At 43.5% G+C, this 15,639-nt stretch carries 13 protein-coding genes; all 13 read left to right on the forward strand.

Annotation, left to right across the window (positions count from 1 at the left end; translation table 11 throughout):
• Positions 1–46: 46 nt before the first annotated feature.
• Positions 47–1,141 (forward strand): Nif3-like dinuclear metal center hexameric protein, encoded by a 1,095-nt coding sequence (locus B3B27_RS02805; RefSeq protein WP_238867347.1) that lies wholly within the window; start codon positions 47–49, stop codon positions 1,139–1,141.
• Positions 1,142–1,302: 161 nt separating this feature from the next.
• A complete protein-coding gene (locus tag B3B27_RS02810) occupies positions 1,303–2,070 on the forward strand; it encodes a zinc ribbon domain-containing protein (RefSeq protein WP_238867344.1) in 768 nt (255 codons plus the stop codon).
• Between the two features lie 228 nt (positions 2,071–2,298).
• Positions 2,299–3,645, forward strand: coding sequence for a Na(+)-translocating NADH-quinone reductase subunit A (locus B3B27_RS02815; RefSeq protein WP_238867342.1), 1,347 nt, complete (start codon positions 2,299–2,301; stop codon positions 3,643–3,645).
• Between the two features lie 44 nt (positions 3,646–3,689).
• On the forward strand, positions 3,690–4,913 hold the full coding sequence (locus B3B27_RS02820; protein WP_238867340.1) for an NADH:ubiquinone reductase (Na(+)-transporting) subunit B: 1,224 nt from the start codon (positions 3,690–3,692) through the stop codon (positions 4,911–4,913).
• A 15-nt stretch (positions 4,914–4,928) separates the two neighbouring features.
• On the forward strand, positions 4,929–5,639 hold the full coding sequence (nqrC, locus tag B3B27_RS02825; protein ID WP_286833367.1) for an NADH:ubiquinone reductase (Na(+)-transporting) subunit C: 711 nt from the start codon (positions 4,929–4,931) through the stop codon (positions 5,637–5,639).
• A gap of 27 nt (positions 5,640–5,666) precedes the next feature.
• Positions 5,667–6,299, forward strand: a complete 633-nt coding sequence (nqrD, locus tag B3B27_RS02830) for an NADH:ubiquinone reductase (Na(+)-transporting) subunit D (RefSeq protein ID WP_238867336.1) — start codon at positions 5,667–5,669, stop codon at positions 6,297–6,299.
• Positions 6,300–6,330: 31 nt separating this feature from the next.
• A complete protein-coding gene (gene nqrE, locus B3B27_RS02835; protein WP_238867334.1) occupies positions 6,331–6,945 on the forward strand; it encodes an NADH:ubiquinone reductase (Na(+)-transporting) subunit E in 615 nt (204 codons plus the stop codon).
• 48 nt (positions 6,946–6,993) lie between these two features.
• Positions 6,994–8,268: an NADH:ubiquinone reductase (Na(+)-transporting) subunit F gene (nqrF, locus tag B3B27_RS02840; RefSeq protein WP_238867333.1), complete on the forward strand. Its 1,275-nt coding sequence runs from the start codon at positions 6,994–6,996 to the stop codon at positions 8,266–8,268.
• Between the two features lie 663 nt (positions 8,269–8,931).
• The gene (locus tag B3B27_RS02845; RefSeq protein ID WP_238867331.1) at positions 8,932–10,419 is read left to right on the forward strand and encodes a 2-isopropylmalate synthase; all 1,488 of its coding nucleotides are present in this window, start codon (positions 8,932–8,934) and stop codon (positions 10,417–10,419) included.
• A gap of 373 nt (positions 10,420–10,792) precedes the next feature.
• Entirely contained in the window at positions 10,793–12,175 is a 1,383-nt protein-coding gene (gene leuC / locus B3B27_RS02850; RefSeq protein WP_238867329.1) for a 3-isopropylmalate dehydratase large subunit, read from the forward strand.
• 62 nt (positions 12,176–12,237) lie between these two features.
• Positions 12,238–12,834 carry a 3-isopropylmalate dehydratase small subunit gene (gene leuD / locus B3B27_RS02855; RefSeq protein ID WP_238867327.1) on the forward strand — a complete coding sequence of 199 codons (597 nt, stop codon included), beginning with the start codon at positions 12,238–12,240 and terminating at the stop codon, positions 12,832–12,834.
• A 114-nt stretch (positions 12,835–12,948) separates the two neighbouring features.
• Positions 12,949–14,481: an alpha-isopropylmalate synthase regulatory domain-containing protein gene (locus B3B27_RS02860; RefSeq protein WP_238869498.1), complete on the forward strand. Its 1,533-nt coding sequence runs from the start codon at positions 12,949–12,951 to the stop codon at positions 14,479–14,481.
• A gap of 75 nt (positions 14,482–14,556) precedes the next feature.
• Entirely contained in the window at positions 14,557–15,630 is a 1,074-nt protein-coding gene (gene leuB, locus B3B27_RS02865; RefSeq protein WP_286845939.1) for a 3-isopropylmalate dehydrogenase, read from the forward strand.
• Positions 15,631–15,639: the final 9 nt, after the last annotated feature.

Below are 15,639 nucleotides of genomic sequence, written 5' to 3' on the forward strand. Positions count from 1 at the left end.
AAATCTATTATATTTGTGGAGACAACACGATAAACATGATTATTATATGCGTATAAAAGATATCATCCAGGCAATAGAAAATCTTGCCCCTCTGCCGTTACAGGAAGAGTATGATAACAGCGGGTTGCAGGTTGGTGATCCCGGCAGGGAGGCATCAGGAGCTCTTCTGGCTATAGATGTGACAGAAAATGTGATTGACGAAGCTGTGGCGCTGGAATGTAATCTTATTATTTCGCATCACCCATTGGCTTTTAGGCCATTTAAATCGATTACAGGAAAAAACTATGTGGAACGATGTATCGTGCAGGCGATTAAAAACGATATCGTGATCTATGCAGCTCATACCAATCTTGATAACGCACAGGGCGGAGTTAACTTTAAACTGGCCGAGATGCTGGAACTTCAAAATGTGAAGGTGCTGAATCCGATGGAGCACGCATTGCTTAAAGTTGTTACAACTGTTCCGGTGCAGCATGCAGAAAGCGTGAGAAACGCGCTGTTTAATGCCGGGGCAGGGCACATAGGAAACTATGACAGCTGCAGCTACAACTTATCTGGTGAAGGTACATTCAGAGCAAGGCCGGGAGCCAATCCCAATATCGGAGAAATTAATCAACTGCATTTTGAACCGGAAGTAAGAATAGAAACAGTGATACCTGTCATGAAAAAAGAAGAGGTGTTGCGTGCATTATTGGCGGTTCATCCGTATGAAGAGCCTGTGTTCGACCTTTACCCTATAAACAACGAATGGGAGCAGAACGGAGGCGGGATAGTGGGTGTACTCCCCGAAACTATGCCGGGACAGGAGTTTCTATATATGCTGAAGGATATTTTTAACCTGCCCACTATACGACATTCAAAAATTGAGAGGAAGGAGATCAGGGATGTGGCAGTGTGCGGAGGGGCAGGAGCCTTTCTCATTCCCAGAGCCATTGCTTATGGCGCCGATGCTTTTGTGACGGGAGAGGCGAAATATAACGACTTCTATGATGTTGAGGGACGTTTGTTGCTTGCAGTAGTGGGACATTATGAATCGGAAATTTGCACAAAAGAGATTTTTTTTGATCTGATTTCGAGAAAATTTCCTACCTTTGCACTGTATAAATCGGCGTTCGATTCGAATCCCGTGAAATATCTGTAAAAGAGCGGTCCGACTTGTTCCCGCAGTTACGGAAAAATGTGGTAATGAAACGATTATATTTTCGTTTGATTACTGCATTTTTTGTTGAGAACAGATCCCTTCTAACAGGTACGTGTGGTTCATTTCTGAAATAAAATATAAATCAATAAACATATAACATCATGGCAACTAGAAAAAAAAATGTAGAACTGGAAGTATCGGTTGAAGATAAATTGAAATCTCTTTTCAAGCTTCAATCCTATCTGTCGGAAATAGACCGCATAAAAACCCTGCGTGGGGAGCTTCCCCTTGAGGTTGCAGACCTCGATGATGAGATTGCAGGGTTAGGTACCCGTATTAACAATTTTGAACTTGAGCTGAAACAGTTAGATGATAACACGAAGTTGCAGAAGGGAAAGATAGAGACCAGCAAGGTGAAGATAGAGAAGTATACAAAGCAGCTTGACAACGTACGCAACAGTAAGGAGTATGACCATCTTTCCAAGGAGATAGAGTTTGAAACACTGGAGATAGAGCTTTCCGAAAAACATATCCGAGAGTACGCGCAGGAGTCTGCGATGATTAAAGAGCAGATTAAAGCAGCCGGTGAATTGTTGGAGGAAAAAACTTCCGACCTGGAACACAAAAAAAGGGAGCTTGACGATATAGTCTCTGAAACGAAAGCACAGGAAGAGAAAATTCGTGAAAAGGCTAAAAAAACCGAGACCTCCATTGACCCGCGCCTGCTGGCGGCTTTTAAACGTATTCGTAAAAATGCCAGGAACGGCTTGGGAGTAGTACCCATTCAACGTGGTGCCTGTGGCGGATGTTTTAACAAAATACCACCTCAGAAACAGATGGATATCAAACTTGGAAAGAAAATCATTGTGTGCGAGTATTGCGGCCGGATAATGATAGATCCTGAGATGGCAGGTATCACCGAGAAATAACATTATTATCTGTTAGGAATAACAAAAAAAAGAATACCGGTCAGAATTTAAATAGAGAATTATTTCTCTATTTTGTTTTAAAATTTTCTTTTTTTGGATGGAAAAGGTGTATCTTTGCGCTCTCAGAGAAAGATACTTCGTTTTTCATACACTTCTTACTAAAAAAAACCTTTTGATTATAATGGTTGATCAAAATGATTTCAAGCAAGATTACTTATTATAACATATATGGCTAATCGAATCAAAATTAAGAAAGGCTTGCAGATTCCGTTGATTGGTGAATCGGAAGAGACACTAAGAGGTACGGTGACGAGCGAATTTGTGAAAATTTGTCCGGAAGATTTTCAAGGTGTCACTCCCAAGTTAGCCGTCAGGGTGAATGATGCTGTGAAAGCCGGATCAGCACTTTTCTACGAAAAGAATCATCCGGAGATGCTTTTTGCTTCACCTGCAAGCGGTATTGTTACAGAGATTGAGCGCGGTGAAAAACGCCGTATTCTTAACATAGTTGTGAAGGCTGATAGTACTGTAGAGTATAAAGTCTTCGGTAAGAAAGAGATCACTCCACTCTCCCCTGAAGAGATAAGACAGTCTATTCTCGATGCTGGGATCTGGTTCTTGATAAAACAAAGGCCTTATGATATCGTTGCGATGCCGGATAAACAACCACGTGATATTTTTGTCACTGGCTTCGATTCGGCCCCCCTGGCGCCCTCCTACGACTTTCTCTTGAACGGCCATGAAGAAGATCTGCAGACAGGACTGGATGCGCTGGCAAAGCTGACAGAAGGGGATGTTTATCTTTCAATTAGTACAAAGACAACAAGCAAGTCATTGCGTGAAGCAAAAAATGTTATTGTCACTGAGTTTGATGGACCACACCCGGCAGGAAACGTTGGTGTGCATATTAACCGGCTTAAACCGGTGAACCGTGGTGAAGTGGTTTGGACACTGAACGCGCTGGATGTAGCTGTAATAGGCCGCCTGTTCAATAAAGGTGTTACAGATCTTACACGTACAATAGCACTCACTGGATCAGAAATAAAGCAGACAGGGTATTACAAGATGCTCATAGGTACTGAGTTAAAGTCACTATTCGAGAACAACGTAACAGAAGGTGCTTCATTAAGATATATCAGCGGTAACCCGCTTACCGGGCGCAAGATAGAGAAGGAGGGTGTGCTAAGGGCATACGATTCACAGGTGACTGTTATTCCCGAGGGTGACGATGTGCACGAGGCTTTTGGCTGGGCATCTTTTTCTCCCGGACGCTACAGTTCAGGTGGTACATATCCAAAATATAACAAAAAATACCGTCTTGATGCTCGCCTGATGGGTGGGCCCAGGGCAATTATCGTCTCCAACGAATATGATAAGGTGTTTCCGATGGATATTTATCCTGAGCAGCTCATAAAAGCTATTATTGCATTCAATATAGACAAGATGGAGCAACTCGGCATATACGAGGTGGCTCCTGAAGATTTTGCACTTTGCGAATTTGTAGACACTTCCAAACTTGAACTGCAGCATATTGTCCGCACGGGGCTTGACCTGCTTCGCAAGGAGATGGAGTAGCCGTATAAATAAATAGTAATAACAAATATATAAAATATAGGACTTTGAAAGCGTTAAGAAAGTATCTTGATAAGATAAAACCTAATTTCGAGGAAGGTGGTAAACTGCATTGGCTTCATTCAACATACGATGCATTTGAGACATTCCTTTTTGTACCTGGTACTACATCGAAATCGGGGGTGCACATTCATGATGCGCGTGACTCTAAACGTACGATGGTCATTGTGATTATTGCACTTATACCTGCATTTCTTGCAGGTATGTATAACGTGGGCCTGCAACATTATATGGCAATCGGGCAGGATGTATCATTTCTCACAAAGTTTATATTCGGATTTCTGGCCGTTCTGCCTCAGCTTGTTGTTTCATATGTGGTTGGATTGGGTATCGAGTTTGCCGCAGCACAGGTTAAGAAAGAGGAGGTTGCCGAAGGATTTCTGGTAACTGGTATCCTTATCCCGATGATTGTGCCGGTAGATACACCATTATGGATGATCGCTGTGGCGACCGCCTTTGCGGTGATTTTTGCCAAAGAGGTGTTTGGTGGCACCGGATATAATATTTTCAACGTGGCATTGATTACACGTGCTTTCCTGTTTTTCTCTTATCCCTCTAAAATGTCGGGCGACCAGGTTTGGGTGCGTACCGGAAATACTTTCGGAATGGGACAGGGGACAGTCGTTGACGGTTTTTCCGGAGCAACTCCGCTGGGACAGTTGTCGACAACCGATGCAGTTGGTTTCGGAGAGTTCACTTTCCAGGGTATTACAGGGCAGCCCCTCTCAATAAGTGATATGTTTTTTGGATTTATCCCCGGATCGGTCGGAGAGGTATCTACATTTGCAATTTTATTGGGGGCTATTCTGTTGATTGCGACTGGTGTAGGGAGTTGGAAGACAATGCTATCAGTATTTATCGGAGGCTTGACAGGTGTGTTGCTGGTGAACTTGTTTGCAAATAATGCCATTATGGAAATGCCGGCATATTATCACTTCTTACTGGGAGGATTTGCTTTCGGTGCAGTATTTATGGCAACCGATCCGGTGACCTCTTCCAGAACAGAAAAAGGAAAATGGATTTACGGTTTTCTAATAGGTTTGCTTGCGATTGCTATTCGCGTGTTTAATCCAGGGTATCCTGAAGGTATGATGCTCGCAATACTGTTTATGAATGCGTTTGCACCGCTTATCGATTTCTATGTAGTTGATGCGAATGTTAAACGGCGGATGAAAAGAGCAACAGTAACTGCAAAGAGGGTACAACAATAAAAATAGAGAAGAGCTATGAACAGAGAAAATAGTGGATATACAATCATATATGCATCGGTAATGGTAATTATTGTTGCTCTTGGACTGGCCTTTACACACCAGGTACTTAGCGACCGGCAGACAGCAAACGTGAACATCGATAAAATGCAGCAGATCTTGCGTTCGCTCAACATCGATGCAAAACCTGCCGAAGCAGAGGAGAAATACAATGATCTGGTGAAAAATGCCTATCTCATAAACATTGAAGGTGTTAAAGTGGAAGGTACGGAGGGTACTTCTCCTTTCGATCCTGCTTTCACTGCCGAACTGAGCGATGAGAATGCAGAGGGTTTGCCAGTTTACGAAGCAGAAATTGACGGAGCAGTCAGATATATTATTCCAATGAGTGGCGCCGGACTTTGGGGACCAATATGGGGATATCTTTCAGTAGAGGCGGACGGAAGTACTGTTTACGGTTCCGAATTCGGGCATGCTGGAGAGACTCCCGGGCTGGGAGCCGAGATAGTGAGTCCAGCATTCCGTAACCAGTTTAAAGGGAGAGAATTGTTAAAAAGCGGAGTGTTCATGTCCATTGCAGTGGTAAAACCCGGTCAATCTGTAGCTGGTAGAGATTATGTTGATGGCATATCAGGTGGTACCATTACTAGTAAGGGTGTTGATCACATGTTGCTAACCAGTGTTGGAAAATATAAGAGTTTTTTAATGAATTTGAATGCTGCCAATTAAGGACAGTTTAATTAAAACAGAAATAAAATGGCATTATCAAGTAAAACAAAGGCGGTTTTATTAGGACCGCTGAATAAAAATAACCCCATTATTGTTCAGGTTCTGGGTATCTGCTCAGCTCTGGCAGTAACATCAAAACTTGAGCCCGCTATTGTGATGGCTATAGCCGTAACAATTGTAACAGCTTTCGGCAATGTAATAATATCTTTGTTGCGCAAAACCATTCCCAACCGTATTCGTATAATCGTGCAACTTGTTGTTGTAGCCGCATTGGTGACAATTGTTAGCGAGGTGTTGAAAGCTTTCGCGTATGATGTTAATAAACAGCTGTCAGTTTTTGTCGGTTTGATTGTTACCAACTGTATCCTTATGGGCCGCCTGGAAGCATTTGCACTGGGCAACGGGCCCTGGCCTTCTTTTCTCGATGGCATAGGGAATGGTCTGGGGTACGGGTGGATACTGGTAGTTGTGGGTTTCTTCCGAGAACTTCTGGGCTCAGGCACTCTCTATGGTTACCATGTCATTCCACAGTCGTTCTACAACGCAGGTTACGAAAACAACGGGCTTATGATGCTTGCCCCGATGGCAATATTACTGGTAGCTTGTATTATTTGGATTCACCGGTCGAAGAACAAGGAACTGCAGGAAGAGACCAATTGATAAAAAAATAGTTTATTACAATATATAGTATATGGACGCAATTAATTTAATTGTACGATCGATCTTTGTTGATAATATGATTTTCGCTTACTTCTTGGGGATGTGCTCATTCCTGGCGGTATCGAAAAATGTAAAAACAGCACTGGGACTGGGCATTGCCGTAACCTTCGTGCTTGTTATTACACTCCCTCTTAATTATCTGCTTGAAAACTATGTTCTCAAAGCGGGGGCATTAGTATGGCTGGGTGAAGAATTTGCAGATGTAGATTTAAGTGTTTTCAGTTTGCTTATATTCATCGCGGTAATCGCATCCTTTACACAGTTGGTGGAGATGATTATTGAACGATTCAGCCCCGCACTTTATAATTCACTTGGTATTTTTCTTCCCCTCATAGCCGTAAACTGTGCTATTCTTGGAGGTTCTTTGTTCATGCAACAACGTGAATTCGCCAATTTAGGCTTGGCTACCTCTTATGCATTCGGTTCAGGTATCGGCTGGTTGCTGGCTATAGTAGGTATGGCTGCTATTAGGGAAAAGCTGGAATACTCCAACGTGCCTAAAGCTCTGAAGGGATTAGGTATCACATTTATTATTACTGCATTAATGGCTATCGGTTTCATGAGTTTCTCAGGAATCAACATTTAATTGAATAAGACTTTTAAATATACAATATAATTATTTAAGCACATAAGTATGAGCGTATTATTGAGCGTGGCCGGATTAACGATATGGACGAGTGTTATTGTGTTCCTGCTTATCATTCTTATCCTTGTTTTAATCATTCTTATAGCTAAAGCGAAATTGATGCCGTCAGGCAATGTGAAAATTACTGTAAACGATGAGAAAGAACTGAGCGTGCCGATGGGAAGCACGTTGTTGAACACATTGCAGTCGCAGAATATTTTCCTTTCATCTGCCTGCGGCGGCGGGGGTACATGTGGCCAGTGCCGTTGCCGAGTTGTAGATGGTGGCGGTGATATCCTGCCTACTGAAAAGGGGCATTTCAACCGTAAAGAGCAGTTGAATAACTGGCGTTTGAGCTGTCAGGTGAAAGTGAAGGAAGATATGTCCATTATTATTCCTGAGGAGGTATTTGGAATTAAAGAATGGGAGTGCGAGGTGATTTCAAACCGTAACGTGGCATCGTTTATCAAGGAGTTTGTTGTTAAGTTGCCCGAAGGAGAAAAGCTCGATTTTAAACCGGGTTCATACAGCCAGATCAGGGTCCCTAAATTTGACAAGATAAAATATTCCGATTTTCATATTGACGATAAGTACAAAGGTGAGTGGGACAAGCTTAAAATGTGGGACCTTGCAGCCACCAACGAAGAAGATACTGTACGTGCCTATTCAATGGCCAACTATCCTGCCGAAGGTAATATCATCACACTTAACGTACGTGTGGCAACACCTCCTTTCGACAGAGCCAAGGGTACCTGGATGAATGTGAATCCAGGTGTAGTATCATCATATATATTCAATCTGCAACCAGGAGACAAGGTGATGATGTCAGGCCCGTTCGGAGATTTCCATCCCGTTTTAGACAGTAAACGCGAAATGCTCTGGGTAGGCGGTGGTGCCGGTATGGCTCCTCTGCGCTCGCAAATTATGCATATGACCAAGACATTGAAAACAACCGATCGCAAGATGTCGTATTTCTATGGAGCAAGAGCCTTGGTTGAGGCATTCTATCTTGAAGATTTCTACGAACTGGAGCGCGAATTTTCAAATTTCTCATTCCATCTGGCACTCGACAGGCCCGATCCGGCAGCTGATGCCGCAGGCGTGAAGTATACTCCCGGCTTTGTACATCAGGTAATTTTTGACACCTATCTGAAAGATCACGAGGCCCCGGAGGATATTGAGTATTACATGTGCGGCCCTGGTCCTATGGCAAATGCAGTTAAACGAATGCTCGACAGCCTGGGTGTTCCGCTCGAAATGATTATGTTCGATGATTTTGGCTAATTGGTCAATTTATTCCGGATGTTTTATTATCAATTATCCGGTAGATATCCAATTTAACCACAGATAGTAGCTTGTATGGATATAGAATCTCGATGAGATTTATTCCGTTGACAATATTGGCATTCAAATATATTGAGACTTTTCTAACGAACTGTTTTAAAATTAAAGAAGAGGGAATCTCCAATCTTTTTCTAAGCTAAGAATATATTTGTCCGGGTTTAATGCTTTAAAAATTGACCCGGACAAATTCTTTTAAATACCATTTTTACTATGTTTTAAAGGTGTTTGCTGAAATATGATTTACTGTTTCACGATAATATTTTTTACTTGTGCTGTGCAAGGAAGACGTGGTTAAATGGTGAAAAAAATATTTTTTATTGTACAAGATCAATTTTTTTCAAAGAAAATTGTGAAAAAATTTTGCAGATATAGATTTTTGCTTTTACTTTGCAACCATTAAGCAAGAAAATCATTCAAACTGTAAGTAAAGTGTATAATCAAATAGATATTCTAGTCATTTCTATTCTACTTCTGGAAAACTTCGGAGGGTGAGACTGGCATATCGATACATTTACAAAGACAGTAAAAATAAAGATAACTTTTCTCACCACGTGGGAAAGGTTTTTTTTTATTATATAAACAGAGAAATATTTAGTTTACAACATGGAGCGAATTTATGTATTTGACACAACGTTGAGAGATGGCGAACAGGTCCCCGGCTGCCAGTTGAACACAATAGAGAAGATTCAGATTGCCCAGGCTCTCGAACTGTTGGGGGTAGACGTGATTGAAGCCGGTTTCCCGGTCTCAAGTCCCGGCGATTTCAACTCGGTAGTTGAGATCGCCAAGGCTGTGACCTGGCCGGTTATTTGTGCACTTACCCGTGCCGTGGAGAAAGACATAGAAGTAGCTGCCGAAGCCCTGAAATATGCAAAACGCAAACGTATTCACACAGGGATCGGTACTTCAGATTATCACATTAGGCACAAATTCAATTCTAATAGGGAAGATATCATTGAGCGGGCGGTGAGTGCGGTGAAGTATGCCCGGCGTTTTGTCGACGATGTTGAGTTCTATGCCGAGGATGCGGGCCGTACATGCAATGAGTACCTTGCCCGCGTAGTACAGGCAGTGGTGAATGCGGGTGCTACTGTTGTAAATATCCCCGATACTACCGGTTATTGTTTCCCCGATGAGTTTGGAGCGAAAATAAGATACCTTGTTGAGAACGTTGATTTAAAAAACGCGATATTATCAACACACTGTCACCAGGATCTGGGAATGGCTACCGCCAATACAATTGCCGGGGTTATCAACGGAGCTAGGCAGATAGAGGTAACGGTTAACGGTATTGGCGAGAGGGCCGGCAATACCTCTCTCGAAGAGGTGGTGATGGCACTCAAAAGCCATAAAGACAGGGGATTCGAAACCAATATCAATACACATCATATCTACTCTACAAGCCGTCTGGTGTCAAGCTTGATGAATATGCCGGTACAGCCCAACAAGGCGATCGTGGGAAGAAACGCGTTTGCACACTCTTCCGGAATACATCAGGATGGGGTATTGAAAAATGTAGAAACTTATGAGATAATTAATCCCAGGGATGTTGGTATCGATGATAATGCTATTGTGCTGACCGCCCGCAGCGGACGTGCCGCACTGAAAAACCGTTTGTCGCTCCTTGGAGTAAAGCTCGATGGCGAAGAACTGGATAAGGTCTACCAGAACTTTCTGGAGCTGGCAGACAGGAAAAAGAGTGTGAACGACGATGATATACTTATGCTTGTGGGTAAAGAGGCACGTTTGCACAGGATAAAAGTGGAATATCTGCAGGTAGTATGCGGAATAGGAGTCCGCGATGTGGCAAGTATCGGCTTGAATATTGCCGGCGAACGTTTCGAGGCTACTGCAACCGGTAATGGCCCGGTTGATGCAGCTATCAGGGCAGTCAAAAATATTATTCGAAGAAAAATAAGAATTCAGGAGTTTCTCATCCAGGCAATCGATCATGGTAGTGATGACGTTGGCAAAGTTCATATGCAGGTTGAACACAACGATATGTTGTATTACGGCTTCGCTGCAAATACCGATATCGTGGCAGCCTCGGTAGAAGCGTTTATCGATGCGGTGAATAAGTTTGTTGAATAGAAGAGAAAAGCTGCTAATTACTCCTGGTGATTAAATAGAATTTAAGTCAGCTTGATAGTCAAATCTGTTCCGAAAGCGCTGAATATCTAAAAAGATTGTTTGTAACAATACTTCGGTGGATTTTTTTAATTTGCTGAATATCAACAGAGTATGGCATCTTTGAGGATCTAGCATAACTTATTGGCTGTTAGTGTTATAAATGAAGATTTAACGAAGCACTATAATATGTTAAATATTAATATGTATTTTGGTCCGATTGCAATTAAGGAGACTTTTAGCAGGCGACTCAAAGTTGAAAACAAAAAAAAGAATTTATATTCAGTGGTGCGGGGAGATCTTAAATAAGAATTAAATTTTTAGAATGAATTAAATAATGAAAACTCTTTTTGACAAGATATGGGATGCTCACGTGGTTACCACAGTGAAAGATGGCCCCACTCAATTGTATATAGACAGACATTTATGTCACGAGGTGACAAGTCCCCAAGCATTTGCAGGCCTTCGTGCACGAGGGCTGCAAGTATTCCGGCCTGACCAGACCACCCTTACGGCTGATCACAACATTCCTACCATCGGGCAGGATAAGCCAATCCGTGATCAGATTTCACGTTTTCAGGTAGACACCCTCGCAAAAAACGCCAGGGATTTCGGATTGACCTATTATGGGCTCAACGATCCCGGGAACGGTATTGTACATGTTATAGGCCCGGAAAATGGTTATACTCAGCCGGGAATGACCATCGTGTGCGGAGACAGTCACACCTCTACACACGGAGCCTTTGGAGCCATCGCTTTTGGTATTGGTACCAGCGAGGTAGAAATGGTGCTGGCGTCTCAATGTATCCTGCAGTCACGGCCCGGGACCATGCGCATCAATTTTGAAGGTAAGTTGAATGATAATGTGAGTGCCAAAGATATGGCGCTTTATATGATCTCACAGCTAACAACCGGAGGTGCCACGGGATATTTTGTAGAATATGCCGGCGAGGCTGTTCGCCATTTAACAATGGAGCAACGGATGACACTTTGTAACATGAGTATTGAAATGGGTGCACGAGGAGGGCTTATCGCTCCCGATGAAATAACGTTTAGTTATGTTAAGGGACGCAAGTTTGCTCCAAAGGGAGAGAAATGGAACAAGGCAGTGGATTATTGGAAAACGTTGAAGACTGATGAAGGAGCTATTTTCGATAAAGAGATTACGATTGATGTATCACAGATTCGTCCGATGATTACCTATGGAACCAATCCGGGAATGGGAATGCCCGTCGATGGCAACATACCGCTATTGGAAGATATTGATGAGACAGGAAAAATATCATTCAAAAAATCACTGAATTACATGGGATTTGTTCCAGGAGAGAAACTTGAAGGGAAACAGATAGATTATGTCTTTCTTGGTAGTTGTACCAACGGGCGTATTGAGGACTTCAGGGTGTTCGCCAACTATGTTAAAGGGAAAAAGAAAGCCGATAATGTAACGGCCTGGTTGGTACCCGGCAGCTGGCAGGTACGCAAGCAGATTGAGGCGGAAGGGTTGGACATGATCCTCAAAGAGGCAGGTTTTGAACTCCGGCAGCCAGGGTGCTCTGCATGTCTGGCTATGAACGATGATAAGGTTCCTACAGGGAAGTATGCTGTATCTACATCTAACCGCAACTTCGAAGGTCGCCAGGGTCCCGGTTCAAGGACCATATTGGCGGGTCCGCTGGTGGCGGCTGCGGCGGCTGTAAACGGAAAAATAACCCAACCCTAACTTCAGGCGGCTAATGTCCCCGGATATTCGACAAAAATAGTAAATGATAGAAAAAATAAAAAATGGAAAAATTTCAAACAATCACATCAACATATGTTCCGCTTCCCATTGAAAATGTGGATACCGACCAGATTATACCGGCCCGTTTTCTGAAAGCAACCACCCGGGAAGGATTTGGCAACAACCTTTTTGCCGACTGGCGATATGACAAGGAGGGCAGGCCAAGAAGCGGTTTCGTGCTCAATAATCCCGCCTACACAGGCCAGGTATTAGTGGCAGGTAAGAATTTCGGGAGCGGAAGTAGCCGGGAACATGCTGCCTGGGCAATTGCAGGGTATGGATTCAAGGTGGTGGTGTCGAGCTTTTTTGCCGATATCTTTCGCAATAATGCACTCAACAACGGTATCCTGCCGGTTGTTGTAAGCGAAGAGTTTCTAAGTGGACTGTTTGCAGCATCAGACAGCAATGCGAAGGCTACCGTTACGGTAAACTTAGAGGAGCAAACAATATCTAATAATGAAACGGGTAAAATTGAATCGTTTGAAATCAATCCATATAAGAAAGAGTGCCTGCTGAAAGGATTGGATGATATTGATTTTCTGCTGTCGAACAGAGAGAAGATAGAAGAATATGAGAAACGTCGTACTTATGTATATTAATTGTTTGTGTAATTGCCGCAAGGTCATCTGCTGAAGGCAATTTACTTATACGATCATTTCAAACTAAACCGGTAAATATAGATTGTTTTGGGAGAAGTAAGAAAGATAGAGATCATGGATACTACTCTGCGTGATGGTGAACAGACATCAGGGGTATCCTTTGCGGCTCAGGAGAAGGTGAGTATTGTGAGCCTTTTGCTGGAAGAGCTGAAAGTAGACAGGGTGGAGATCGCCTCCGCCCGGGTATCAGAGGGTGAATTCCGTTCAGTTCAGAAGATAGCCCAATGGGCACAAGCACATGGTTATATCGAAAGGTTGGAGGTGCTGGGATTTGTTGACGGAACCTCTTCGCTGGAATGGATAGCCAATACCGGGTGCAAGGTGATAAACCTGCTTATTAAAGGTTCGTTGGAGCACTGCACCTATCAGCTTAGCAAGACCCCCGGAGAGCATCTGGCTGATGTGAGGAAAAGTATTTCTACGGCAAAGGAGATGGGATTGACTGTCAATATATACCTTGAGGATTGGTCCAACGGGATGCGCAATTCTAAAGATTATGTGTTCCATATGATGGACGGACTTAAAGATGAGCCTGTTAAGCGTTTTATGCTTCCTGATACGCTTGGAGTGCTCAACCCCGATGAAACCAGACAATTCTGTTCCGAAATGATTGGACGTTATCCTGGAATTCATTTCGATTTTCATGCACATAACGACTATGATCTGGCAGTTGCCAATGTTTATGAAGCTGTAAAAGCAGGTGCCCAGGGGGTGCATGTAACCGTGAACGGGCTTGGAGAGCGTGCGGGCAATGCTCCACTCACAAGCGTGATTGCGCTGATACACGACCATATGGGCCTGCGGACCAATGTTGACGAGTCTAATCTTTATAATGTGAGCAAGGTTGTTGAAAGCTATTCGGGGATACGTATTCCCAAAAATAAACCTATCATAGGCGACAATGTATTTACACAGGTGGCAGGCATTCATGCTGATGGGGACAAAAAGAAAAATCTCTATTTCAACGATTTGATGCCTGAACGTTTCGGCCGCTATCGTGAATATGCATTGGGGAAAAATTCAGGTCGGTCCAATATTACCAAGAATCTGGAGGCTCTAGGTATTCAGCTTGACGACGAAGCAACGAGGAAAGTGACAGCCCGCATTATTGAGTTGGGCGATAAAAAAGAGATCGTAAATCTCGATGAGCTTCCTTACATTGTCTCCGATGTGTTGAAAAATGGTCTTGATAACAAGGATATCCTGATGCTTAACTATTCACTTACGCTCACCGATGGGCTTCGGCCAACGGCTACGGTGAAGATATCGATTAAAGGAGAAGTATACCAGGAGACGGCAGCAGGAGAGGGGCAGTATCACGCATTCTCAAAGGCGATGTACAAAATTTACAGGAGGCTCAACAAACCTGTACCTGAGTTGATCGACTATGAGGTGGTTATCCCTCCGGGAGGGAAAACAAACGCATATGTGCAGACAGTAATTACATGGAAGTATGAGGGCAAGGTGTTTAAAACCCGTGCACTCGACATAGACCAGACCGTCGCGGCTATCAAGGCTACAATGAAGATGTTGAACATGATTGAAAGCGGGAGTATTCCCAATATAAATTATCTGCAGTTACCGTAACGGTAGCATCAGATTTCAGAACCTTTAATATGGAATAGGTGCCAAGTATAAGTATAAAGTATTATCAGAAAAAAAATGAAACTGAATATAGCTGTATTGCCGGGTGATGGAATAGGCCCGGAGATTATGACTCAAGCGCTGGAAGTTACGAAAGCCGTTTGTGAAAAATTCGAACATGTATTAACCTACAGTGTAGGTATTGTGGGAGCATGCGCCATTGATGCCGTGGGAGATCCTTATCCTGCTGAAACACACAATCTTTGCATGAAGAGTGACGCAGTACTTTTTGGCGCCATTGGCGATCCGGAGTATGACAATAATCCTAATGCCAGTGTGCGCCCCGAACAGGGATTGCTAAGAATGCGAAAACAACTGGGGCTGTATGGGAATATCCGTCCCGTGGTAACCTTTCCCTCTCTTGTTCATAAGTCGCCGCTGCGCGCAGAACTGGTTGAAGGGACCGACTTTGTATGCATTAGGGAGCTCACCGGAGGTATGTATTTCGGTCGCCCGCAGGGTAGGAGCGAGGATGGCAATACAGCGTACGACACATGTCAATATACCCGTGAAGAGGTGGAGCGTGTTTTGCATCTTGCATACAGGTTTGCCGGGCAGAGACGTAAAAAGGTGACGGTAGTGGACAAAGCTAATGTGCTTGCTACTTCGCGGTTGTGGCGGCAGATTGCACGGGAGCTTTCTCTTCAGTACCCCGATATTGAGACCAACTATCTCTTCGTCGACAATGCGGCTATGCGTATTATCCAATGGCCCAAAAGTTTTGATGTGCTGGTTACCGAGAACCTGTTCGGAGATATTCTAACCGATGAGGCCTCTGTGATTACCGGCTCTCTGGGACTGCTGCCTTCGGCGTCCATCGGACTGCATACATCATTGTTTGAGCCTATTCATGGATCCTATCCACAGGCTGCAGGTAAAAATATTGCTAATCCAATTGCGATGATTCTTTCTGCTGCACTTATGTTCGAGTATGGCTTTAACCTAATGGACGAGGGAGCTATTATTAGAGAAGCTGTAAATGCGAGCCTCGAAGCAGGTGTCGTTACAGAAGATATTGCAGACGGAGGAAAAGCATATAAGACCTGTGAGGTTGGAGAATGGATTGCTGGATATATAAAGGAAAAGAAATAATGGACATAG

It is taken from the genome of Proteiniphilum sp. UBA5463 (assembly GCF_002427225.1).
Lineage (GTDB): Bacteria > Bacteroidota > Bacteroidia > Bacteroidales > Dysgonomonadaceae > Proteiniphilum > Proteiniphilum propionicum.